At 65.0% G+C, this 22,058-nt stretch carries 22 protein-coding genes and 1 tRNA gene; 13 read left to right on the top strand and 10 right to left on the bottom strand.

The window, feature by feature from the left end:
• The first annotated feature begins 275 nt into the window (after nt 1-275).
• A tRNA-Leu gene (locus tag P9273_RS29235) sits at nt 276-360 on the top strand.
• Between the two features lie 68 nt (nt 361-428).
• Here the strand turns inward: P9273_RS29235 and P9273_RS29230 are convergent.
• The 5 genes from P9273_RS29230 to P9273_RS29210 form a co-directional block, all read right to left on the bottom strand.
• Nucleotides 429-1,589 carry a YncE family protein gene (locus tag P9273_RS29230; RefSeq protein WP_278051942.1) on the bottom strand — a complete coding sequence of 387 codons (1,161 nt, stop codon included), beginning with the start codon at nt 1,587-1,589 and terminating at the stop codon, nt 429-431.
• Between the two features lie 72 nt (nt 1,590-1,661).
• The gene (locus P9273_RS29225; RefSeq protein WP_278051941.1) at nt 1,662-2,942 is read right to left on the bottom strand and encodes a GNAT family N-acetyltransferase; all 1,281 of its coding nucleotides are present in this window, start codon (nt 2,940-2,942) and stop codon (nt 1,662-1,664) included.
• Nucleotides 2,942-4,345: a lipopolysaccharide biosynthesis protein gene (locus P9273_RS29220; protein WP_278051939.1), complete on the bottom strand. Its 1,404-nt coding sequence runs from the start codon at nt 4,343-4,345 to the stop codon at nt 2,942-2,944. Before P9273_RS29220 ends, P9273_RS29225 begins: the two co-directional genes overlap by 1 nt.
• Before the next feature lie 311 nt (nt 4,346-4,656).
• Nucleotides 4,657-4,800 (bottom strand): hypothetical protein, encoded by a 144-nt coding sequence (locus P9273_RS29215; protein WP_278051938.1) that lies wholly within the window; start codon nt 4,798-4,800, stop codon nt 4,657-4,659.
• Between the two features lie 112 nt (nt 4,801-4,912).
• On the bottom strand, nt 4,913-5,185 hold the full coding sequence (locus P9273_RS29210; protein WP_278051937.1) for a DUF4242 domain-containing protein: 273 nt from the start codon (nt 5,183-5,185) through the stop codon (nt 4,913-4,915).
• A gap of 320 nt (nt 5,186-5,505) precedes the next feature.
• On the opposite strand from P9273_RS29210, the gene P9273_RS29205 reads away from it, so the two are divergent.
• Complete coding sequence (locus P9273_RS29205; RefSeq protein WP_278051935.1) at nt 5,506-8,088, top strand: helix-turn-helix transcriptional regulator; 2,583 nt, start codon at nt 5,506-5,508, stop codon at nt 8,086-8,088.
• Between the two features lie 209 nt (nt 8,089-8,297).
• Here the strand turns inward: P9273_RS29205 and secA are convergent, their stop codons facing one another.
• Entirely contained in the window at nt 8,298-11,030 is a 2,733-nt protein-coding gene (gene secA / locus P9273_RS29200; protein ID WP_278051933.1) for a preprotein translocase subunit SecA, read from the bottom strand.
• Between the two features lie 264 nt (nt 11,031-11,294).
• Between secA and P9273_RS29195 the strand changes: the two genes are divergently transcribed.
• Nucleotides 11,295-12,215 (top strand): peptidylprolyl isomerase, encoded by a 921-nt coding sequence (locus tag P9273_RS29195; protein ID WP_278051932.1) that lies wholly within the window; start codon nt 11,295-11,297, stop codon nt 12,213-12,215.
• Between the two features lie 61 nt (nt 12,216-12,276).
• Here P9273_RS29195 and P9273_RS29190 read toward each other — a convergent pair whose 3' ends face one another.
• Nucleotides 12,277-12,870 carry a TetR/AcrR family transcriptional regulator gene (locus P9273_RS29190; RefSeq protein ID WP_278051931.1) on the bottom strand — a complete coding sequence of 198 codons (594 nt, stop codon included), beginning with the start codon at nt 12,868-12,870 and terminating at the stop codon, nt 12,277-12,279.
• 186 nt (nt 12,871-13,056) lie between these two features.
• On the opposite strand from P9273_RS29190, the gene argJ reads away from it, so the two are divergent.
• From argJ to P9273_RS29165, 5 genes are all read left to right on the top strand, one after another.
• Nucleotides 13,057-14,298, top strand: coding sequence for a bifunctional glutamate N-acetyltransferase/amino-acid acetyltransferase ArgJ (argJ, locus tag P9273_RS29185; protein WP_278051929.1), 1,242 nt, complete (start codon nt 13,057-13,059; stop codon nt 14,296-14,298).
• Entirely contained in the window at nt 14,298-15,077 is a 780-nt protein-coding gene (locus P9273_RS29180; protein ID WP_278051927.1) for a GNAT family N-acetyltransferase, read from the top strand. The genes argJ and P9273_RS29180 overlap by 1 nt, the downstream gene beginning before the upstream one ends.
• A complete protein-coding gene (locus P9273_RS29175; protein ID WP_040998478.1) occupies nt 15,074-15,496 on the top strand; it encodes a (deoxy)nucleoside triphosphate pyrophosphohydrolase in 423 nt (140 codons plus the stop codon). Before P9273_RS29180 ends, P9273_RS29175 begins: the two co-directional genes overlap by 4 nt.
• A 167-nt stretch (nt 15,497-15,663) precedes the next feature.
• Nucleotides 15,664-15,984, top strand: coding sequence for a hypothetical protein (locus P9273_RS29170; RefSeq protein WP_278051926.1), 321 nt, complete (start codon nt 15,664-15,666; stop codon nt 15,982-15,984).
• Nucleotides 15,985-16,090: 106 nt separating this feature from the next.
• The gene (locus P9273_RS29165; RefSeq protein ID WP_082045144.1) at nt 16,091-16,276 is read left to right on the top strand and encodes a Flp family type IVb pilin; all 186 of its coding nucleotides are present in this window, start codon (nt 16,091-16,093) and stop codon (nt 16,274-16,276) included.
• A 9-nt stretch (nt 16,277-16,285) separates the two neighbouring features.
• Here the strand turns inward: P9273_RS29165 and P9273_RS29160 are convergent, their stop codons facing one another.
• Nucleotides 16,286-17,158 (bottom strand): methyltransferase domain-containing protein, encoded by an 873-nt coding sequence (locus P9273_RS29160; RefSeq protein WP_278051925.1) that lies wholly within the window; start codon nt 17,156-17,158, stop codon nt 16,286-16,288.
• A gap of 64 nt (nt 17,159-17,222) precedes the next feature.
• Between P9273_RS29160 and P9273_RS29155 the strand changes: the two genes are divergently transcribed.
• The 4 genes from P9273_RS29155 to P9273_RS29140 all read left to right on the top strand — a co-directional run bounded on the left by P9273_RS29155 (nt 17,223) and on the right by P9273_RS29140 (nt 19,660).
• Nucleotides 17,223-18,023 carry a ComF family protein gene (locus tag P9273_RS29155; protein ID WP_278051924.1) on the top strand — a complete coding sequence of 267 codons (801 nt, stop codon included), beginning with the start codon at nt 17,223-17,225 and terminating at the stop codon, nt 18,021-18,023.
• A 76-nt stretch (nt 18,024-18,099) separates the two neighbouring features.
• The gene (gene grxC, locus P9273_RS29150) at nt 18,100-18,369 is read left to right on the top strand and encodes a glutaredoxin 3 (RefSeq protein ID WP_040998470.1); all 270 of its coding nucleotides are present in this window, start codon (nt 18,100-18,102) and stop codon (nt 18,367-18,369) included.
• A 2-nt stretch (nt 18,370-18,371) separates the two neighbouring features.
• On the top strand, nt 18,372-19,238 hold the full coding sequence (locus P9273_RS29145) for a carbon-nitrogen hydrolase family protein (protein ID WP_278051976.1): 867 nt from the start codon (nt 18,372-18,374) through the stop codon (nt 19,236-19,238).
• Complete coding sequence (locus P9273_RS29140; protein WP_040998466.1) at nt 19,235-19,660, top strand: DUF1178 family protein; 426 nt, start codon at nt 19,235-19,237, stop codon at nt 19,658-19,660. Before P9273_RS29145 ends, P9273_RS29140 begins: the two co-directional genes overlap by 4 nt.
• Here the strand turns inward: P9273_RS29140 and P9273_RS29135 are convergent.
• Nucleotides 19,657-20,151, bottom strand: a complete 495-nt coding sequence (locus P9273_RS29135) for a MarR family winged helix-turn-helix transcriptional regulator (RefSeq protein ID WP_278051923.1) — start codon at nt 20,149-20,151, stop codon at nt 19,657-19,659. The genes P9273_RS29140 and P9273_RS29135 overlap by 4 nt on opposite strands.
• A gap of 99 nt (nt 20,152-20,250) precedes the next feature.
• Here P9273_RS29135 and P9273_RS29130 point away from each other — a divergent pair, with 99 nt between their 5' ends.
• Entirely contained in the window at nt 20,251-21,165 is a 915-nt protein-coding gene (locus P9273_RS29130) for a DMT family transporter (protein ID WP_278051921.1), read from the top strand.
• A gap of 24 nt (nt 21,166-21,189) precedes the next feature.
• On the opposite strand, the gene ubiG is transcribed toward P9273_RS29130, so the two are convergent.
• Nucleotides 21,190-21,939 carry a bifunctional 2-polyprenyl-6-hydroxyphenol methylase/3-demethylubiquinol 3-O-methyltransferase UbiG gene (ubiG, locus tag P9273_RS29125; protein ID WP_278051920.1) on the bottom strand — a complete coding sequence of 250 codons (750 nt, stop codon included), beginning with the start codon at nt 21,937-21,939 and terminating at the stop codon, nt 21,190-21,192.
• Nucleotides 21,940-22,058: the final 119 nt, after the last annotated feature.

Here is a 22,058-nt window from a genome sequence, read left to right as displayed (position 1 = left end):
CTTTGCTCTAATCAATGGCACCCGAGACGCCTGGCGGTTTTGGGCAACGGCAGGCAGGAAGACAAGGACCCAAAGCGCCGCATCCAGCTTCCGGATGCGAGGCGCTCGAGGCTTCGCCTGTCTAGAAAGATTTTCCGCAACGCACAATGTCTGCGTCGCCACGAGGCCGAAGGGCGGGGTAATGCCGTCGGCTGCGCGTGCAAATCCGCAACAGCCCAGTTGACGAACACCCATCCGCCCGTATAGTCCGCGCCCATCCAGGCCGCCCGGCCTGAGCCCCTATGGCGGAATTGGTAGACGCGCTCGACTCAAAATCGAGTTCCGCAAGGAGTGCTGGTTCGATCCCGGCTAGGGGCACCATTCTTCGCTCTGCGAGCTTCGGGTGGCAGGCCGCCCTTCGCGAGCTTCGGGTGGCACGCAGAAGCGCCCTACCGCATATTCCCCGTATGCCCCTGCGAGTAGCGCCCGGGCTGCGGCCACACGGTGAGGCCATGCGGCTCGGCGCCGACGCGGATCTTGGTCACCGCGCCGCTCACCGTGTCGATCATATAGACCTCGCTGTCGAAGCGGCCGGAGAGCCATAGCTGCCTGCCGTCGGCGCTGACATTGCCCATGTCGGGGCTGCCGCCGCCGGGGATAGGCCACTGCGCGACCACTGAGCGGGTGGCGAAGTCGATCACGGTCACGCTGCCCGGGCCCTTGGCCTTGCCCTGTTCCATCTTGTGCGAGCCACGGTTCGAGACGTAGAGGCGCTTGCCGTCGCGGCTGACGACGAAGCCATGCGTCCCGATGCCGGTCGGGATGAAGCCAATTTCCCGAAAACTGTCGCCGTCGACCAGGAACACGCCGTCATTCATCATGTCGGCCACGTAGAAGACCTTGCCGTCGGGCGAGAGCCGGATGTCCTGCGGCATGCCCATCCTGGAGAGGTCGAGATGGCCGAGCACCTTCTGGTTCTTCAGGTCGATCTTGGCCAGGCCGCCGTCGCCATACTCGCAGGTGAAGATCGCATAGGAGCCGTCGACAGAGAAATCGGCATGGTTGATGCCGGGGCAGGTCGGCGTCGGCAGGCTCGATTTCAACGCCATGGTGTGCGGGTCGCGGAAATCGAGCTGCTTCATCGCCTCGTCGACGACGATTGCGGCGCTGCCGTCCGGCATGAAATACAGATTGTAGGGGTCGTCGACCGGAATCTGCTGGCCGGGCTTGGCGGTCATCGGGTCGATCGGCGTCAGACTGCCGTTCCTGCCGGTGCCGTTGTTGGCGACCCACAGCGTCTTCAAGTCCCAGGACGGCACGACGTGCTGCGGCTTGCTGCCGACCGGGAAGCGGCTGACCTCCTTCAAGGTGACGGTGTCGATCACCGAGACGGAGTTGGACGATCGGTTCGGCACATAGACACGCGGCAGCGCGCCGGCCGTGGCGGGGTTCAGATGGCCGGCAGTGGTCTGGCTGTAGAGGTTGACCGGGGCGGGCGGCGGGTCTGAGCAATCCTCCGGGCAGGTGTTGGCCAGGGCTCGAGCCGGAAGCATGGCGAGCAGGACAAGCGGCGCACAAAAGCGGGCGAGGCGCAGGACGATATCGATCATCTGGAAGTGCTTTGTGGTGAGGGCCGGCCGGGTCCGGGCGCCGCTAGCCATAGCCGGTGTTTTGCCGCCCATCTAGCGTCTTTTCAGCAGGCTCCGCATGCGGTTGCGCAGGATGCGCGCCATGTTGCGGGTCTCGCGGTAGAGGTGCAGTTGCGAGGCGGCCTGACGGACCGGCCGGTCGGCGTCCGGCGTCAGCCCGATCACCAGCGTGCCCATCGGCTTGCGCTCCGCCCACAGGCGGCTCATCACCGGATGGTCCGGAACCGCGCAGGAATCGGTCATGACGATGTTGGGGTCATCGAGATGCTGCTTGGTCACCTCGATCATCAAAAGCGTGCCCGGCGAATAGGCGGAGAGCGTTTCGTCATAGGCCGTCTTCCACGTATAGGCGACACCGGCCTCGACGAAGACGATCAGGCAGGCGATGGTGCGGCCGTCGAGCGTCAAGAGGTGGATGCGGCACATGTCCTGCTCGGCCAGCCTGTGCACAGCCTCGCGGGCGAAGGCGGCGCGGTAGCGGTCGATCGCCATTGCGGTGCGTTCGCGGCCTTTCCAGCCGGCCGCTTCCAGTGTCAGGAAGCTTTCGATGGCATGGCGGATCTCGTCCGGCCCGCGCGCCACGATGTGCTCGAGCCTGCCTTGATCGGCAAGGCGCCGCTTCAGGCGGCGGAATTCGCGATAGTGATGCGCGCGCAGCGACGCCTTGAGGTAGTCCTCGCCGTCGGCGTCGCTCTCGAGCACCGGGCGTTCGACCTTGCCGGTGGTCACCAGGGTCAGGCCGCGGCTGTCGGCAAAGGAGGTGAGCAGGCTCGCCACCGGACCGTCCAGGCGCATATCGGGCAGCACGAAAACCCTGGGCAGCTTGAGATGCGGCCTCGACAGCATCGAGAAGAAATCCTCGATGACGCCGATCGGATCGTCGCGGTCGACCAGCGGCGTGCCGAGCGGGCCGAACGGGCTCGCCCAGGTGCGCATCACCGGAATGCCGAGCGGGATCGCCGGCCGCTCGACCGAGAACGGCACCAGAAGGCGCAGCCGGTTGCGGTACTCGTCGCCGTCGCGGATGACGGCCAGCCGCACCTCGCGGTCTTCCAGCCGCGGCATCGCCGGCGCCAGGAAGCGCGGGTTGAAGAAGACATTGGGCTCGATCGTGCGGGCGCTGAGATAGTCCAGCTCCTCGACGAGGTCGAAGCCGGCCGAGGCCGGATAGATGGCGAGCTTGCGTTCCGGCCTGTTGCTGGCGAAGAGCTCGATATGGGCCGGGTCGGCCTCTCGCGCCAGGCCGGCAAGGTTGGAGACCATGGCGCCGGCAGGGCCGCCGCTGGTCTCTTCGAGCAATGGGACGGCGGCCATCAGGCAATTTCCTTCTTTGCAGGCACGAAGATCGCCATCACGATGCCGAGCTTGCGCCAGACGGTGAAGGAGAGCGCGCTGGCCTCGAACACCATGGCGAGGCTGGTGGCGATCGCCGCGCCCCAGAGGCCGAAGAGCGGGATGAGGATCACGTTGAGGCCGATGTTGAGCGCAAGCGTCATGGCGTAGACGGCGGCGCAGATGTTCTGGTTGCCGCTCATGGTGAGCAGGCTCTCGCAGGGGCCGACGGCGGCGCGCGCGACGACCCCCAGCACCAGCAGGAAGAGCAGCGGATAGCCGGCGGTGAATTCAGGACCGAACAGCACCAGCATCGGCTCGCCCAGCGCCAGCACCAGCAGCGCCATCAGCAGCGAAGGCCAGAACGTCCAGGAGACGGTCTCGCGGGCGAAGGCGGCGAGCCGGTGCGGCTCGCCATGGGTGAACTGGGCGTAGCGCTGGGCAACGCCGGCCTTGACAGCGAAGTAGACGAAATGCACCAGCGCCAGTGTCTTCACCGTGGCGAAGTAGACGGCGACGTCATTGGGATTGAGATAGGCGCCCACCATCAGCACGTCGGCGTTGGTGAGCAGGAAGAAGAAGCCCTCGACCAGGAAGATCGGCAGCGAGACGAGGATCCAGTGGCCGAAATGCACGGTCCTCGGTCCGGTCGGCACTTTCTTGTCCATGCGCGAGGTGACGGCCATCAGCTGGCCGAGCGTGGTGACATAGGTTGCGGCGATCGAAGCGAAGATCGCGGTCTTGGCGTCAGGCACGTAGTGCAGGCCAAGCAACAGCGCCATGAACAGCAGGATCAGCACCGGGCGCACCAGATAAGTGGGCGACAGCGCCAGCAGCGCCCAGGAATTGGCGCGCGCCAGCCCTTGGAGCAGATCGCCGAGCGCGATCATCGGCAGGCAGATGACGCCGAGGATGAAGGGGATGATGTAGTAGTTCTCGATCCAATTCGAGGCGAGCCACACGCCAAGCGCGCCGAGGCCCGCAACCAGGGTCGAGGCGGCGAGCACGAAAAGGCGGCTCGCCTGCACGATGCCGCGCAGCTCGGCCAGCATGCCACGCTCGCGATATTCGGGAATGAAGCGGATGACCGAGGTGTGGAAGCCGAGGCAGGCGAGATTGCCGACGATGACCATCGTCACCCAGACCAGCACCGAGATGCCGTATTCGAACGATCCCATCCAGCGCGCCATCAGCACCTGGCTGACAAAGGCGATCAAGGCACTGATGATGCGGATGGAAAAGGCGATCAGCGACATGCGCCCGGCTTCACCGCGCTCGTCGGCGGTGAACAGCACGGCGTCGATGCGGCCAAGCAACGGCCGCATGCGCAGCGCCCAGCGCTGCGGCAGGAACCGCCCGGCAGTCGTCGCCGCGGAAAAGCGCACCCAAAACTCTCCGTTTTCCGCCTCTTTCCAGGGTTTCGATCTATCGGAAACACCTTAAGAAACGGTTGGGTGGAGAGCTTCCCTTCTCCCCGTCGCTATACGGGGAGAAGGTGCCGGCAGGCGGATGAGGGGCGGAGCCGGCTTTCGAAGTTAGCGTGGGAGCACTCCTTTGCGGAAGGATTCCTTCTCGACAGAAAAGCACCCCTCCTCGCGCGCGAGCGGCGGCCAGTCGCAATCGCAGGCGCCGCCCTCATCCGGCCCTTCGGGCCACCTTCTCCCCGTGAAACGGGGAGAAGGAAGGGCGCTTCTCATCAGCGGTGATGCCACCAATAGTCCCAGTATTCGCTCGGGCGCTCTTCCAGGCCGATATCGCGTCTCAGGTAATCGTCCTGAGGCGGCAGAAGGCGGCGCCGGTTCCGCAGGGGCGAAAGCAGCGCCGACAGGGCCCGTCGCATGTAGCCGCGCCGTGGCGGGACGATATCCGCCGCGGCGGATACAGCCTCGTCCTCTGGCACGGCGTCAGGTCCGCCGGCGACGGGACTGATCTGCCCGACATGGTCTGTCCGGTCAGCGATAAAAGTAGGGGTCGAGGACCCGCACCTCCGTGATCTTGTCGACGGGCAGCGAATTCTTCTGCGCCGTGCTGCGGATCGCCTCCGGCGAGGGCGCGTCGTAGATGCAGAAGCTCTTCGACTTGTCTGGCGAGACGAAGGATTGCACCCAGGTGACGCCTTTTTCCGCATTGCGGGCGATGACGCCGCCCATCGCTGTGGCGCCGGCATCGTTCATGGGTACGTTCAGGCCTTCCGGAAATATGCGTTCAACCAGATAACGTGGCACGATCGTCGTTCCTTTCGTGATTGGATTCCAAGTCTCCACGCAATTCCGGACGGGCGGCTATAGCGAAGTCGCCGAGCCCAACCGCTGCGCATTTTCCCGGAATTGCCCTGTGCTCGTTTCGAGCAAGGCCGATCCCACCATGTCCGCAAACACCGCGCATCGGAGCCATTCCCTATATTGGGCGGGACGATTCCCTATCTTTGGAACGTTTTATGTGGAAGATGGCACCCTAATGTGTGGAAAGTCACATTTCTGTGCCGTTTCCCAAGCTATCGCGGCGGCGGCCCGCCACGATGGAATTCCGATTTCGCGAGAGAGCGATGATGCTTCTGGAACGGCAGCCGCAGCTGCAGCAGATGGACGCCTTGCTGGCGGAAGCAACAGCGGGCCGCGGCCGCGTCGTGGTCGTTTCGGGTGAGGCCGGCGCCGGCAAGACGGCGCTGGTCGAAGCGTTCGCGAGCCGGCTGGACGATGGCCTGACCGTGCTTCGCAGCGCCTGCGAGGACCTGTCCATTCCGGACCCGCTGGGGCCGCTTTACGATCTGGCGCGCAACGGGCAGTGGGAATTGCCGCGGGACGACCGCCAGGTACAACGGCTGCCGCTGTTTTCGGAGGCGCTCGACGTCTTCGAGGCCAAAGCCCCATGCCTGCTCGTCATCGAAGACCTGCATTGGGCCGATGACGCGACGCTCGACTTCGTCCGCTTTCTCGGACGGCGTATCGCGAACAGCCACATATTGCTTCTCATCACGGCCAGAACCGATCGCAGCGAAGGACAAATGCGCGTGCGCCGGGCGCTCGGCGAGATCCCGGCCGGCAATGTCGTGCGCATCGACGTTCCGCTGCTCAGCGAAAGCGCGGTGCTCTCGCTGGCCGAAGCGGCCGAGCGCGACGGCAACGCAATCTACCGGGCGAGCGCCGGCAACGCCTTCTTCGTAACCGAGCTGCTCGCTGCCGAAGGCGATGGCGCGTTGCCGGCAAGCGTGCGCGACGCCGTGCTGGCGCGCGCCGAGAAACTGTCGCCGGGCGCCCGCTCGATGCTCGACGCGGTGTCGGTGTTTCCGCGCCGCGCCGACGCCTGGGCGCTCAGCGGCCTATGCGGAATTGCCGCGGCGGGCCAACTGGCCGAATGTGTCTCCCATGGACTGCTCGAGGATTTCGGCGACGGCTATGCCTTCAGGCACGAGATCGCCCGCACGGCCATCGAGATGGCGCTGACGCCAAGCAAACGGCGCGAATACAATGAGCGCGCCCTGGCAGCCTTGCGGGACAATCCGCAAGTCGCCACCGCGAGGCTGGTGCATCATGCTGTGGAAGCGCAAAACCTGGACGTGGTGCGCGAACTCGCGCCGGTCGCCGCGCGCGAGGCTTCCCGCGTCGGCGCGCATCGCGATGCGGCGGGCTATTACGAGGTCGCCCTGCGCCATGCGGATGTTTTGCCGATGGACAAGCGGGCGGAGCTTTACGAAGGCCATGCCTTCGAATGCCACCTGATCGGCCGTGTCGACGCGGCGATGGAAGCGCAAGACCGGGCGCGCGTGCTGCGCCAGGCGCTGGGCGACCGGCTCAAGGAAGGCGATAGCCTCAGGTGCCTGTCGCGCTTCGCCTATCTGCTCGGCGATCGCGAATCGGCCGACCGTTTCGGCGAGCAGGCCGTGGAGCTTCTGGAGACTGCCCCCGGCAGCGCCGAACTGGCGATGGCCTATTCGAACCTCTCGCAGCTGGCGATGCTCGCCGAGCGGCTCGACGACACGCTTTTCCTCGGCGGCAAGGCGGTCGAGTTGGCGGAGCGGCTCAACCGGCCGGATATCCTCTGTCACGCGCTGAACAATGTCGGCGCCGCGGGACAATGGCTGGATTTTGCCAAAGGGCGGCGCGATCTCGCCCGCAGTCTGGGAATCGCATTGTCGGGCAATTTCCAGGAGCATGCGGCGCGCGCCTTCACGAACTGCGCCTGCGTCGAGATGAACAGGCTCAACTTCAAGGAGGCGGCATCGTTCCTGGATCGCGGCATCGGCTATTGCGTCGAGAACGATCTCGCGACATGGCGCGATTACATGCGCGGCGTGCAGGCGCAGCTTTTGCTCCGCCGCGGCCTTTGGAACGATGCCGCGACAGTGGCACATGAGGTGGTCGACGACGATGCAACGACGCCGCTCGTGCGCTATCCGTCGCTGGTGGCCCTGGCAAGATTGCGCATCCGCCGCGGCGACCCGTCGGCCGAGCCGATCGTCGAAGAGATGAGGCGGTTTCTGGACAAGGGCATGGAGCTGCAGCGCCTGGCGGCCTTTGCCGGGGTGCTGGCCGAATTGGCCTGGCTCGGGCAAGCCGACAGGCAGGAAGCCCTGCGCCTGGTCGCGGTTGCCGAAAGCCTCGCGCCGACGCCGGCCGTGTTCGGCGAACTCGCAGTCTGGCGGGAGCTGTTGTCGCCTGGTTCGGATCCCGCCGACACGGACGGCATGGCGGAGCCGCATCGCCTGCAATTGACCGGCAACTGGCGCGCGGCCGCCGCGCTGTGGGCTGAAATGGGCGCGCCTTTCGAACAGGCGATGGCCTTGCTGCGCGGCGACGAAGCGGCGCAGCGCCAGGCGCTCGCCATTTTCGAGGATCTCGGCGCGAGGGCGGTCGCGCAGCATGCGCGCAGCCTTATGCGCGAAAGCGGCGTCAGTCACATAGCGAGAGGACCGCGACAGGCGACGCGTGCCAACCAGGCCGGCCTCACGCAGCGCCAGATGGAAGTCCTGGAGCTTCTCGAGCGGGGTTTTTCCAACAAGAAGATCGCCGCGCATCTGACCATTTCGCCCAAGACGGTCGATCACCACGTCTCGGCAGTGCTGGAGAAGCTGGAAGTCATCTCGCGGGGCGAGGCGGCGGCCGCGGCGCGCGCGTCGAGGCTGGTGTGACGGTTAGTCTAGAATGACGATCGCGATGAGGGTTTCGGCCAATCCCGCAGGCATGCCGCCTGCCAACGCAAACAGAGCCGACCGGTCAAAATCCCTGTGCTGACTGGTTGCTAGGAAAGCCTAACCCGACGTTCTGCCGTGATCGCGGGAACGCCGGCGCTGCCCCTCATCCGCCCTTCTCCCCGTAGAACGGGGAGAAGGAAAAGGCCTCAGGCGAAGGCGCCGTGGCAGTGCTTGTACTTCTTGCCGGAGCCGCAGGGGCAGAGCTCGTTTCGGCCAACCTTGCCCCAGCTTGCTGGGTTCTTCGGGTCGCGATTTTCCGGCGCGACGACAGCGCTGGTGTCCTGGCGCATCAGAAGCGCAGTCTCGCCGCCCTGGAAATCGTCCTCGCCGGTGGAGCCATCGATATGGCTGCCGAACATCTCCGGCGCTTCGGGCGGCGGCGCGTCGGCCGCCTGGCGCACCAGCTCGACGCGCATCAGCTGCGCGGTGACGGCCTGGCGCAGATTGCCGAGCATGGCTTGGAACAGCTCGAAAGCTTCGCCCTTGTATTCCTGCAGCGGGTCGCGCTGGGCGTAGCCGCGGAAGCCGACGACGGAGCGCAGGTGGTCGAGGTTGACGATGTGCTCGCGCCACAAATGGTCGAGCGTCTGCAGCACCACCGAACGTTCGACATAGTTCATCACATCCGGGCCGAAGCGGTCGGCGCGCTCCTTGGCGGCGGCGTCGGCCGCGGCCGTGATGCGCTCGCGGATGTCGTCCTCGGCGATGCCCTCTTCCTTGACCCATTCCTCGATCGGCAGGTCGAGATTGAGATACTGCGCCACCTCCTCCTTGAGGCCCGCGACGTTCCACTGCTCGGCATAGGCGTTTTCGGGAATGTTCTTGGCGACGATCTCCTCGATGACGCCTTCGCGCATCTCGGCGATCGTCTCGGACAGGCCTTCGCCGTCCATCAGCTCGAGACGCTGCTCGAATACCACCTTGCGCTGGTCGTTCGAGACGTCGTCATATTTCAGGAGGTTCTTGCGGATGTCGAAGTTGCGCGCCTCGACCTTCTTCTGCGCTTTCTCGAGAGCCTTGTTGATCCAGGGGTGGATGATCGCTTCGTCTTCCTTGAGGCCGAGCTTCTGCAGCATGCCGTCCATGCGCTCGGAGCCGAAGATGCGCATCAAATCGTCCTGCAGCGACAGGAAGAATTTCGAGCGGCCCGGATCGCCCTGTCGGCCGGAGCGGCCGCGCAGCTGGTTGTCGATGCGGCGCGATTCGTGGCGTTCCGTGGCCAGAACGTAAAGGCCGCCGGCGGCCAGCGCCTTTTCCTTCAGGCGCTCGACATCGTCATTGATCTCTTTTTCCCGAGCCTCGCGCTCGGGTCCGGGCGGCATGTCGCCAAGCTCCTCGGCGATGCGCATTTCGGCATTGCCGCCGAGCTTGATGTCGGTGCCGCGGCCGGCCATGTTGGTGGCGATGGTGATGGCGCCGGGCTTGCCGGCCTGGGCGACGATGGACGCCTCCCGCTCGTGGTGACGGGCGTTCAGCACCTCGAAGTCCTTGATGCCTTCCTTGCGCAGGCGCTCGGCCAGCAGCTCGGATTTCTCGATCGATGTGGTGCCGACCAGGATCGGCTGGCCACGATCGCGGGCGTCGCGGATCTCCTTGACGATCGCCTTGTATTTCTCGTCGACCGTCCGGTAGACCTCGTCATCCTCGTCCTTGCGAGCGACCGGAAGGTTGGTCGGGATCTCGGTGACTTCGAGATTGTAGATGTTGGCGAATTCCTCGGCCTCGGTCAGCGCCGTGCCGGTCATGCCGGCAAGCTTCTTGTAGAGGCGGAAATAGTTCTGGAAGGTGACGGAGGCCAGCGTCTGGTTCTCCGGCTGGATCTGCACATGCTCCTTGGCCTCGAGCGCCTGGTGCAGGCCTTCCGAATAGCGGCGTCCGGGCATCATGCGGCCGGTGAACTCGTCGATGATGACGATCTCGCCGTTGCGCACGATGTAGTCCCTGTCCTTCTGGAACAACAGATGCGCCTTCAGCGCGTTGTTGACGTGATGGACGATGGCGACGTTCTCGACGTCGTAGAGCGACTCGCCCTTCAACAGGCCTGCGTCGCGCAGCATATTTTCCAGCTTCTCGGTGCCGTCCTCGGTGAAGATCGTCGTCTTCTGCTTCTCGTCGACCTCGTAATCGGCCGGGCCGAGCTTCAGCATGAAGGCGTCGATGGTGTTGTACATTTCCGAACGGTCCTCGAGCGGACCGGAAATGATCAGCGGCGTGCGCGCTTCGTCGACCAGGATGGAATCGACCTCGTCGACGATGGCGTAGGAATGTCCGCGCTGCACCATCTGCGAGCGCTCGTACTTCATGTTGTCGCGCAGATAGTCGAAGCCGAGCTCGTTGTTGGTGGCATAGGTAACGTCGGAGGCGTAGGCCTCGCGGCGCTCATCGTCGGAAAGGCCATGGACAATGATGCCGACGGTCAGGCCGAGGAATTTGTAGACGCGGCCCATCCATTCGGCGTCGCGCTTGGCAAGATAGTCATTGACGGTGACGACATGCACGCCCTTGCCGGCGAGCGCATTGAGGTAGACGGGCAAGGTGGCGACCAGGGTCTTGCCCTCGCCGGTGCGCATCTCGGCGATGCCGCCATTGTGAAGCACCATGCCGCCGATCAGCTGGACGTCGAAAGGCCGCATGCCGAGCACGCGGCGGGCCGCTTCGCGTACCGTGGCGAAGGCCGGAACCAGGAGATCGTCGAGCGAAGCGCCGTTGGCGAGATCCTGGCGGAACTTTTCAGTGCGCCCAGCAAGCTCGGCGTCGGAAAGCGCCCGCATCTCGTTTTCCATGGCGTTGATGGCTTCGACCCTGGGCCGGGTCGCCTTGACGCGACGATCGTTGGAAGAACCGAAAACCTTACGGGCGAGACCGCCTAGACTGACCATCCAATGGTCCTTTCGATAGCAATTTTAGCCGTTTGCGACAGGCACCGGGCGGGCCCATCAAATCCGCGTGAATGCGGACAAACGCAAAAAGCGCCCGGAAAACGGTTCTGGACGCCAAGTCGTTGGACAGATAAGAGGGGGCTCAATCGATGTCAACGCCGCGTTAGCCCTATGGGTAGCGCCAAATTCCGCCACAATCCGACTGATCAGGAACCCTTTCGCTCACGCGATCCTTATTGGCAATCCCCATTGGAGTTTATCTCGATGTCCCTGTCGTTCCGCCGCGTCTCGCTCGCCAGCCTCGGTCTGGCCTTCGGGCTCTCGGCTCTTTGCCTGTCGCCGCTGATGGCACAGGAGACCAAGCCCGCGGATGCCGCCGCGCCTGCCGCCGCTCCCGCGAAGCCGGTCGACCCCAATGCCGTGGTCGCCACCATCAATGGCGAGAAGCTGACCGAGGCCGATCTTCAGCTCGCCGAAGGCGAACTGTCGCAACAATTCGCGCAACTGCCGCCCGACCAGCGCCGCGCGGCGGCCCTTTCGGCGGCCATCGAAATCCGCGTCATGGCCAAGAAGGCGGTCGACAGCGGCCTCGACAAGGATGCTGACTTCCAGCGCCGCATGGCTTTCCTGCAGGCGCGTGCCCTGCATGGCGAGGTCGTCGAGAAGGAAGTGGTCGACAAGGTGACGGACGCCGAGGTGCGCGCCCGCTACGACCAGGAGATCGCCAACACGCCGCCGGTCAACGAAGTGCATGCGCGTCACATCCTTGTGAAGACGAAGGAAGAGGCCGAGGCGATCATCAAGCAGCTCGACGGCGGCGCCGACTTCCAGAAGCTCGCCAACGAACACACCAACGACCCTTCAGGCAAAACCAATGGCGGCGATCTCGGCTGGTTCGGCCCCGGCCAGATGGTGCCGGAATTCGACAAGGCGGCCTTCGCGCTCGACGTCGGCAAATACACCAAGGAGCCGGTGCAGACGCAGTTCGGCTGGCACGTCATCAAGCTCGAAGACAAGCGCGCCAAGCAGCCGCCGGCCTTCGACGACGTCAAGGACCAGGCCAAGCAGGCGGTGATCCGCGACAAGTATTTCGCCATGGTCAAGGACCTGCGCGCGGCCGCCAAGGTCGAGATCCCGGACCAAAAGCTCAAGAAGGACGTCGATACGCTGGAAGGTGGCAAGTAACCGCATCCGCCGGATGGTTCTGCAAAGGGCGCCTTGAAGGCGCCCTTTCGCTTTCCGGGGGTCAGGCGGTCGTTATCCCCCGCGTGAGGTAGCGCACGGCGGCGCGGATCGCCGCCTCGTTTTCGTCGAGGCGGTCGGTCAGCAGATGCCGCCAGGCGTAGGACGCTATCAGGTCGGCGACGATCCCGGCATCGACATCGGCCGCCACCTCGCCCCGCATCTTGGCGCGCTCGATCATCCGGCCGGTATGGCTGCGGCGTCCCTTCGAATATTCGGCAAGCGCTGCGGCGGCTGTCTCGTCCGACTGCGCCTCGGCGATCAGCGAGCGGAATATGTTGCCCGACGGGGTGTCGCGCCAATGCGCGAAGAGATTTTCCAAGAAGCCCACCAGATCGTCCTCGATGTTTCCGGTGTCGGGCGTCTCGACGCGCTTCTGGCGCTGGTAGACCTCGATCAGCAGCGCCGCCTTGCTCGGCCACCAGCGATAGATGGTCGGCTTTCCCGCCCGCGCCCGCCGGGCCACGGCCTCGATCGAGAAGCCGGCATAGCCGGCCTCCCGCAACACCGCCTCGGCGGCCCTGACGATGGCATCGGCACTCTCGGGATTGCGTTTCGCGCCGATCGACTTGCGCCCGCGAGCGGCGGCTTCGCCCATCGAGGTCTCCTTAGCCGGTGAATCTGCCGCCGATCATATCGGCTTCGGCGACGAAACGAAACGACGCGTGTCCGATTGCAGAGCCGCCGCCAAGCCGGGACGGCGCGGCCAGAACGCCCCTTGCGCCGGGGCGCGCTATCGGGCAAACCGGCCTTCCTTTTGTGTTCTTGCCGCACCGGGGTCCCGATGTCCGCTACGATTTCGCCGCTCGCGCCGAAGAAATATCCGAAGATGCCGGTCATCGAGGGTGTGCGGATCGCGACCGCCGAAGCCGGCATCAAATACAAGAATAGGACCGACCTGCTCGCCATGGTCTTCGATCCGGGCACGGCGGTCGCTGGCGTGTTCACCAGGTCGAAATGTCCGTCTGCGCCGGTCGACTTCTGCCGCCAGAACCTGCCTGCCGGCAAGGCGCGCGTGCTGGTGGTCAATTCCGGCAATGCCAATGCCTTCACCGGCAAGAAGGGCAAGGCTTCGACGGCGTTGAGCGGCGAAGCGGCAGCAAAGGCCGCGGGATGTTCCGGGAGCGAAGTGTTCCTGGCCTCGACCGGCGTCATCGGCGAGCCGCTCGACACCACGAAATTCAGCCATCTGCTGGCCGGCCTGGTCAAGGACGGCAAGCCGGATCTGTGGACCGAGGCGGCCAAGGCGATCATGACCACGGATACCTATCCGAAGGTGGCGACCCAGACGGTCAAGCTCGGTGACGCGGACGTGACCATCAACGGCATCGCCAAGGGCGCCGGCATGATCGCGCCCGACATGGCGACGATGCTCTCCTTCATCGCCACCGACGCGCCGATCGCTGCCCCTGTGCTGCAGGACCTGCTGTCGCGCGGCACGGCCAAGACCTTCAATGCGGTGACCGTCGACAGCGACACCTCGACCAGTGACACGCTGCTTTTCTTCGCCACCGGCAAGGCGGCCGCGCGCGGGGCGCCGGCGATCAGCGATCCGAAGGACGCGCGACTCGGCGCGTTCCGGCGGGCGCTCGGCAAGGTGCTGAAGTCGCTGGCGCTGCAAGTGGTGCGTGACGGCGAGGGCGCGCGCAAGCAGGTTGAGGTCACCGTCACCGGCGCCAAATCGGCGCGTTCGGCCAAGCGCATTGCGCTTTCGATCGCCAATTCGCCGCTGGTCAAGACGGCGGTCGCTGGCGAAGACGCTAATTGGGGCCGCGTCGTCATGGCCGTCGGCAAGGCCGGCGAGCCGGCGGATCGCGACCGGCTGTCGATCTGGTTCGGCGACCACCGCCTGGCGCATGAGGGCGAGCGCGATCCGGCCTATTCGGAGGAAGCGACCTCGGCCTATATGAAGCGCGACGACATCCGCATCCGCGCCGATCTCGGCATCGGCCGCGGCAAGGCGACGGTGTGGACCTGCGACCTCACCAAGGAATATGTCGCCATCAACGGCGATTACCGGAGCTGATGGCGCCGGTGTCCAGGCATCCGGCTAGCGTGCTGGCAATCGTGCGCCGCTACGAGGCGGCGGGTTTTCGCGCCTGGCCGGCGGCCGCCGTCCATTATGACGGGACCTGGGTGGTGCGGCTCACGGCCGGGCACCCCGCCAAGCGCCTCAACTCGGTCAATCCGCTCGATCCGGGCGATACGCACGCCATCGAGGAGCGCATCGGCCGCGCCGCAAGGCGCTTCGACGCCTATGGCAGGCCACTGACCTTCCGCATGTCGCCGCTGTCGGGACAGGTCTTGTCCACGCATCTCGACAAGGCCGGCTGGAACAGGTTCGACGAATCCCTGGTCATGCGGCTGCCGCTGAAGGACCTCGAGCTTGGCGCGGCCATGGACCAGATACCGCTCAAGGACATCAGCCGCTTCATCGGCGCGTCGCTCAGGACGAGCGGCTCGGACGTCTCGCTGCGGCCCGGCCTGTCCGAGGTTATCGGCGCCATCCAGCCGGAGGCGGGGCTGTTCGCGCTGGAGGACGGCAACGAGGCGCTGGCGACGCTGATCTGCGTCCATGACGGCGACCTCGCCGGCCTGTTCGAGGTCGCCACCGAAAAGTCCGCGCGCAAACAGGGCCACGGCCGCAACCTCATTCTCTCCGCGCTCAAATGGGCGCGGCTGCGCGGCGCGCGCGAGGCCTGGCTGCAGGTCGAGGCCAGCAATCTACCGGCGCTCTCGCTCTACCGGTCGCTCGGCTTCGAAGAAGTCTATCGCTATCACTATCGACGGCCGCCAGGCGCATGAGCGAGATCAAACCAACCGGAAAGCGCCTGCTCCTGGTCGCCGCCTGCGCGCTGGTCGACGCCGACCGGCGCGTGCTCCTGGCTCAGCGCCCCGAGGGCAAGCAACTCGCAGGGCTGTGGGAGTTTCCAGGCGGCAAGGTCGAGCCCGGCGAGACGCCGGAGGAGTGCCTGGTCCGCGAGTTGCACGAGGAGCTCGGCATCGAGACGGAGATTCCGTGCCTGGCGCCGCTTACCTTCGCCAGCCACTCCTATGACGATTTCCATCTGCTGATGCCGCTCTATATCTGCCGCCGCTTCCGCGGGATCGCGCAGCCCAGGGAAGGGCAGGGGCTCAAATGGGTCAGGCCGCGGCAGATGCGCGACTATCCGATGCCGCCGGCCGACGCGCCGCTGATCCAGTTCCTCATCGATCTTTTGTGATTTCGCGGCCTGCCTTTGCGGCAGCCAACCGTTTCCGGAAGATCGCGAATGTTTCCTCATGTTTTCCCGGAGCCGCTTTAGCCAGCGTTAATGGAAGATTTATCTCGAGGTGAAAAATTGCACGAAGCCGTTCGCGCGGCGAGATCTCGATGATTGGGAAATACGGCATGAGCCTTGAAAGAGACTGGGACTCGATCCGGCCCAATCGAGGCTTCCGCGCGGCGGACGCCGGCATGGGCATCCTGCGGATCACGCTTCTCTTCGGTTCGGCCGCGGTGGCGCTGGCGCTGATCGCGACGCCTTTCCTGGACAACCAGACCCGGCCGCAAAGCGCCCGCGACGGCTTCCCCGGCGGGCTCGACATGACGGCGACCGGATCGATCGGTCATCGCCTCAACACATATACCGTGCGCCGCAGCGTGCTGCAGCCAATGCCCGGTTCAATCTGCGTCATCCGCAACGACGGCAGCCGCAGCGGCGAGTGCTGACGTGGTTAATAAATTCAGCGAGAAGCGGCTGTTTCACCCGCTGTTAAGCTTTTGCTGTTAACCTTTCTTAACGGGTAGGGACTATGGTTGCCGGCAAGAGGGATCGATGACCATGAAAAACCTGCTGCAGCAATTCATAGAAGATGAATCGGGTGCCACGGCTGTTGAATATGGTCTGATCCTCACCGTGCTGTCGCTTGTCATCATTGGCGGCATCGGCAAGGCCGCGGATGCGCTCCAGTGGCTATTTTCAGACAACAACAGCAGACTGGTCAACGCCTTCGCTCATTAGACGTCGGAATCAGCCCTTGGACGGGCTCTCCAAGATCGTCTTCAGCGAGACCTTGGCGGATCCCGGCTTGAGCGGCTTCTGCTGCGAAGCGTCGGGAGCCCAGCCGGACATCCAGACGATCGGAAAGCTTGCTCGGATACGGCCGTCCGGATCCGAGAACCGCTCGGCATAGATTTCGGCGGCGCGGGCAAACAGGCGTCTGCCGGCCGGCCGGCGGCTGCGAGCGAGAAGAGCGTTGGTTTCGCCCATGGCGCGCAAATCGGCGGCGAGATCGAACAGCGTATCGTAACGCACCGCGACCGTTTCTACATCGGCAACGGGCAATGCAAGGCCGGCGCGCTGCAGCAGCGCGCCCGCGTCGCGCACGTCGGTGAAGGGAAGGATGCGCGGGCTTGCGCCGCCATAAAGCTCCGTCTCCGCCGCAAGCATGCTCTCGCGCAATTCCGCCAATGTGCCAGCGCCGGCGAGAGCGCCGAGGAACAGGCCGTCCGGCCGCAGCGCCCGGCGGATTTGCGCCAGCACACCGGGAATGTCGTTCATCGCGTGCAGCGAGAGCAGGCAGACCACGAGATCGAGGCTGTTCTCCTCGAACGGCACGGTTTCCGGCGGCGCCACCAGGCCGGGATTGCCGGCGAGAAGCGCTTCGTCCATCTCGACGCGCAGGATTTCGCCGACCTTGCCGCTGTCGGCAAGCACCTGTGCCGCCGCCGATGTCTGACAGAACAGTGCGGCCGCCTTGCCGAAGCGGCGTTCGACGGCACCCAGCCGGTCAGCAAGATCCTCCGCGGCGCGGCGCATCAGGAAATCGGCGCCTTCGACGGGGCGGGCGAGAGCTCGGCGCTTGCGCGTGAGCCAGAGCGCGGTGTCGATCAAGGGCTGCAATGAAAGCTTCCTGTTGTCCGCGCGTGCCGGAGTGGTGTTAAGGTGACGCGGGGTTTCTTTTCACGTGGCCGATCCGGTGCACAAGATCAAGAGCATAGCGATCCAGGATATGACGCGGCAGGCGCTTGCCTGGCCGGCGCGGCTGTTGTTTCCGCCGGTTTGCGCCGGCTGCCGTCGCCATGTGTCGCAGCCCGGCGTCTTGTGCGGCGCCTGCTGGCCGAAGCTGAGGCTTTTGGAAAAACCCTGGTGCCCGGTGATGGGCACACCCTTCACCCACGACATGGGCGAGGGGTTTCTTTCGGCCGAGGCGATCGCCGATCCGCCGCCCTTCCAACGGGCTCGGGCAGCCGTCATCTATTCGGGCGTCGCGCGGCAGATGGTGCAGGGGTTGAAATATCAGGATCGAACCGACCTCGCGCCCTGGATGGCGAAGTGGATGATGCGTGCCGGCGCGGAGCTGATCGCGGAGGCCGACCTGGTGGTGCCGGTGCCGTTGCATTGGCGGCGCTTCTTCCGGCGTCAGTTCAACCAGTCGGCGGAGCTCGGACGGGCCGTTGCAAAGCTCGGCGGGCTGCCCTTCTCGCCGTCCGCAGTCAGGCGCGTCAAGCTGACGCGCCAGCAGGTCGGGCTCGAACGGCACGAGCGCGAGGAGAATGTGCGCGCCGCTTTCCGTGTACCACCGGACGCCGAAATCGAGATAGCGGGGCGCCGGGTGCTGGTCGTCGACGATGTCTACACCACCGGCGCCACGGTGCGGGCGGTTGCCAAGGCGTTGAAGAGAGGCGGCGCCGGGGCGGTCGACGTCCTCACTTTCGCCCGCGTGCTGCCGGGGGACTTTCGGCCCGATGAGTCTGCAACTATATAGTGCTTAAGTTGTTGTTTTGGTGCATGTCGTTCTCGCATGACTGTTGGGCGATATGCGCAGGCAGGATTGCTGATCGATGGTCGATGTGACGATCTATACGCGGATGATGTGCGGTTATTGCACGGCCGCAAAGCGGTTGCTCGAGCGCAAGGGTGTGGCCTATACCGAGCATGACGCTTCATTCTCGCCGGAATTGCGCCAGGAAATGATTTCGCGGGCGCATGGGCGCACCACTTTTCCGCAGATATTCATCGGCGACACACATGTCGGCGGCTGCGACGATCTCCATGAATTGGAGTCACAGGGCCGGCTTGACGTGCTGCTTGCCAACGGAGCGAGGGCTTGATCATGGGGGTTTTCAAGGCGGCGGCGGTGCAGATGCGTTCGGGGACCAGCCCGGAGCGCAACGCAAAGGATATGGAGGTTCTGGTTCGGCAGGCCGCCGGCCAGGGCGCCACCTACGTCCAGACACCCGAAATGACCGGCGCGCTGATCCGCGACAAGCAGGCGGGAGCAGCCGCCTTCACCACCGAGGACAAGGACGTGGTCGTCGCCACCGCGCGCAGGCTGGCGAAGGAGCTCGGCGTCTATCTGCATATCGGCTCGACGGCGATCCTGCGCGCCGACGGCAAGCTCGCCAACCGCGCGTTCCTGTTTTCGCCCGACGGCACCCTGATCGCCGGCTACGACAAGATCCATATGTTCGATGTCGATCTCGACAATGGCGAGAGCTGGCGTGAATCCGCGTCCTACGAACCGGGAACGGAAGCGGCCGTGACCGACATCAACGGAACGAGGCTGGGCTTTGCCGTCTGCTACGACCTGCGCTTTCCGCAGCTGTTCCGCGCCGAGGCGGTTGCAGGAGCCGAGGTGTTGACTGTGCCCGCCGCCTTCACCCGCCAGACCGGCGAGGCGCATTGGCATGTGCTGCTGCGCGCCCGCGCCATCGAGAACGGCGCCTATGTGATTGCGGCCGCGCAAGGCGGCCTGCATGAGGACGGGCGCGAGACCTATGGTCATTCGCTGATCGTCGACCCGTGGGGGCGCATCGTCGCCGAGGCCGCGCATGACGAGCCCGGCGTGATCGTCGCCGAAATCGATCCGGCCCAGTCGCTTGCCGCGCGCCGCAAGATCCCCAATCTCAGGAATGCGCGAGATTTCACCGTCAATGCCGGGACAAGCGAGGCGCCGCGTCTGAGGGGTGCTGCCTCTTGATCCGCTTTTCCCTGATCTGCGAACGCGAGCACGAATTCGAAGCCTGGTTCCGCAGCAATGACGACTTCGACACCCAGAAGAAGCGCGGCTTCGTCGATTGCCCGACCTGCGGCTCGCACAAGGTCGAGAAGGCGCTGATGGCGCCGGCCGTTTCGACCTCGCGCAAGCAGGAGAAGGTGGCTTTGGCCATGGGCGAGGCTCAAAAACAGGCGCTCGCGCAGCTCAAGGCGCTGGCCGAGAAGATACGCGAGAATGCCGACTATGTCGGCGACAAGTTCGCCGAGGAAGCGCGCAAGATCCATTTCGGGGAGACCGATCCGCGCGGCATCTATGGCGAGGCAACACCGGAAGAGGCACAAAGCCTCATAGAAGACGGCGTCGAGTTCATGCCGATCCCGAGCTTTCCCGACGACCGGAACTAAGACGGCGAGCTTAAGCTTCCGATCAGTTTTTCCAGCAATTTCGCCAGCATGTCCCGCTCCTCGCGCGTCAGGCCGGCGAGGATTTCATGCTCGTTGGCCACATGGGCGGTGAGCGCGTCGTCGGTGAGCTCGTGGCCTTTCGCGGTAAGCTGCACGACAACGCCGCGCCTGTCGCTGGGGTGTGGGGCGCGCTGGATCAGTTCGGCCTTTTCCAGACGGTCGAGCCGGGCGGTCATCGCGCCCGACGTCACCATCGTCGCCTCGTAGAGCTCCGTCGGCGTCAGCGCGTAGGGCGCGCCGGAACGGCGCAACGTCGCTAGCACGTCGAATTCGCCCATCTGCAGTCCGAAGCGGGCGAAGACCGGGGAGAGCCGGTCGCGCGCGATCAGCGCCGACGCCTCGTTCAGGCGCCCGATGACGCCCATGGGCGACACGTCGAGATCCGGCCGCTCCCGCCGCCACTGTTCCATGGCCCTGCCCGCTCGATCCATATGGCTCACCGCAAAGTATCTTGACATAAAGAATCTTTGCGCTATCTTACCGCAGAATAAACCGGCCGCCAAGCGGTCGCGCAGCGACAGGACAGTCCGATGAGATTTCTCTGGGATTCGGCGATCGGCCTTCTGGTGGTGACGGGCGGCCTGCTCGGCATGACGCTGCCGTTCGGCAAGCTTGCGACCGCGGCTGGAGTGCCGGCGACGGTGTGGGCCTTCGTCATTTCGCTGGGCGCCGGCGGCGTGCTGCTCTTGGCGCTTCTGCTGCGCGGCGAGCGCATCCGGCTGACGCCGCACAAGCTGCGCTACTTCTTCGTCACTGCGGCGATTTCCTATGCCATTCCCAATCTTTTAATGTTCTCGGCGATCCCGCATCTCGGCGCCGGCTACACCGGCATCATGTTCACGCTATCGCCGGTCGTTACGCTGGTGTTCTCGATCCTGCTCGGCGTCAGACGCCCCAATCTGCTCGGCGTCATCGGTATCGCCGTCGGCTTCGTCGGCGCGGTGATGGTCGCGCTGACGCGTGGCGAGGCCGGCCAGCCGGCCGATTATTTCTGGGTGGCGATCGGCCTGCTCATCCCGGTCAGCCTTGCCGCCGGCAACATCTACCGCACCGTCGACTGGCCGGAGAGCACCGGGCCCATCGAGCTTGCCGTCGGCAGCCATCTGGCCTCGGCCACGCTCCTGGTCATCGGCATTCTGGCGCTTCTGGGCGGACAGGCCTTCGTCCCGCTCGGCGGCGTGCCGCTGGTGGTGGTCGGCCAAGTGGCGTCGGCCTCGGCGATGTTCGCCTTCTTCTTCCGGCTGCAGGCGGTCGGCGGCCCGGTCTATCTCAGCCAAATCGGCTATGTGGCGGCGGCTGTCGGCCTTTTCGCCGGCACGATCTTCCTCGGCGAGCATTACCGCCTGCTGACCTGGCTGGGCGCCGCCATCATCACCACCGGCGTCTTCATCACGACCAAGGCACAGGGGTCGACAAGCACTCGGATGCAAGGCCAGGCGGCGTAAGAGCGAACGCTTCGGCTGCGCAACTCAGACCGAGGCTTTCTCCGCCAGCATCATGTAATTGACGTCCATGTCCCTGGACTTCTGCCAGCGGTCGGCCAGCGGATGATAGATAACGCCGGTGCGGTCGATCACCGTGAGGCCTGCGGCGCCCAGCGCTTTTGCCAGTTCCTCCGGCCGGACCAGCTTGCCGAACTGATGGGTGCCGCGCGGCAGCCAGCGCAGGACATATTCGGCGCCGATGATGGCAAGGCCGAGCGCTTTCAGCGTGCGGTTAATGGTGGCGACGAACATGATGCCGCCGGGGCGGACCATCTGACCGCATTTGGCGACGAAGAGGTCGACATCGGCGACATGCTCGACCACTTCCATGTTGAGGATGACGTCGAAGGTCTCGCCGGCTTCGGCCAACGCCTCGGCGGTCGTGACGCGGTAATCGACGTTGACGCCGGCCTCCGCCGCGTGCAGCTTGGCCACTTCGATGTTGGTGGCGGAAGCGTCGGCGCCGACTACTTCGGCGCCAAGCCTGGCCATCGGCTCGCACAGCAAGCCGCCGCCGCAACCGATATCGAGGAAGCGCAGGCCTTCGAACGGCCTAGCCGCGCGCGGATCGCGGCCGAAACGCGTCGCCACCTGGTCGCGGATATAGGCAAGCCGCACCGGATTGAACTTGTGCAGCGGACGGAACTTGCCGTTCGGGTTCCACCATTCGGCGGCAAGGGCGGAGAAGCGCTCGACTTCTCCTGCATCGATGGTCGATCGGCGGGGTTCTGGCATAGTAGGCCTCCTCGGACGTTAGGAAGTCGGGTGCGGGGGAGGGAATGTCAAGGCAGGTTTTTTCAGCTGTTGCCAAGCTCTCCCACTGTCAGCACGTGGCAGCTTGGTCGGACTGATGG

Origin of the sequence: Mesorhizobium sp. WSM4935 (genome assembly GCF_029625735.1) — a bacterium.
Classification (GTDB): domain Bacteria; phylum Pseudomonadota; class Alphaproteobacteria; order Rhizobiales; family Rhizobiaceae; genus Mesorhizobium.
The sequence above is the reverse complement of the archived record's forward strand: the minus strand, read 5'-3'. Positions and strand labels throughout refer to the sequence as shown.

Coding starts and splice junctions, on each gene's coding strand:
- P9273_RS29230 (WP_278051942.1), bottom strand. CDS start 1,589: ATGATCGATATCGTCCTGCGCCTCGCCCGCTTTTGTGCGCCGCTTGTC.
- P9273_RS29225 (WP_278051941.1), bottom strand. CDS start 2,942: ATGGCCGCCGTCCCATTGCTCGAAGAGACCAGCGGCGGCCCTGCCGGC.
- P9273_RS29215 (WP_278051938.1), bottom strand. CDS start 4,800: ATGCGACGGGCCCTGTCGGCGCTGCTTTCGCCCCTGCGGAACCGGCGC.
- P9273_RS29205 (WP_278051935.1), top strand. CDS start 5,506: ATGATGCTTCTGGAACGGCAGCCGCAGCTGCAGCAGATGGACGCCTTG.
- secA (WP_278051933.1), bottom strand. CDS start 11,030: ATGGTCAGTCTAGGCGGTCTCGCCCGTAAGGTTTTCGGTTCTTCCAAC.
- P9273_RS29195 (WP_278051932.1), top strand. CDS start 11,295: ATGTCCCTGTCGTTCCGCCGCGTCTCGCTCGCCAGCCTCGGTCTGGCC.
- P9273_RS29190 (WP_278051931.1), bottom strand. CDS start 12,870: ATGGGCGAAGCCGCCGCTCGCGGGCGCAAGTCGATCGGCGCGAAACGC.
- argJ (WP_278051929.1), top strand. CDS start 13,057: ATGTCCGCTACGATTTCGCCGCTCGCGCCGAAGAAATATCCGAAGATG.
- P9273_RS29180 (WP_278051927.1), top strand. CDS start 14,298: ATGGCGCCGGTGTCCAGGCATCCGGCTAGCGTGCTGGCAATCGTGCGC.
- P9273_RS29175 (WP_040998478.1), top strand. CDS start 15,074: ATGAGCGAGATCAAACCAACCGGAAAGCGCCTGCTCCTGGTCGCCGCC.
- P9273_RS29170 (WP_278051926.1), top strand. CDS start 15,664: ATGAGCCTTGAAAGAGACTGGGACTCGATCCGGCCCAATCGAGGCTTC.
- P9273_RS29165 (WP_082045144.1), top strand. CDS start 16,091: ATGACCATGAAAAACCTGCTGCAGCAATTCATAGAAGATGAATCGGGT.
- grxC (WP_040998470.1), top strand. CDS start 18,100: ATGGTCGATGTGACGATCTATACGCGGATGATGTGCGGTTATTGCACG.
- P9273_RS29145 (WP_278051976.1), top strand. CDS start 18,372: ATGGGGGTTTTCAAGGCGGCGGCGGTGCAGATGCGTTCGGGGACCAGC.
- P9273_RS29135 (WP_278051923.1), bottom strand. CDS start 20,151: ATGGATCGAGCGGGCAGGGCCATGGAACAGTGGCGGCGGGAGCGGCCG.
- P9273_RS29130 (WP_278051921.1), top strand. CDS start 20,251: ATGAGATTTCTCTGGGATTCGGCGATCGGCCTTCTGGTGGTGACGGGC.
- ubiG (WP_278051920.1), bottom strand. CDS start 21,939: ATGCCAGAACCCCGCCGATCGACCATCGATGCAGGAGAAGTCGAGCGC.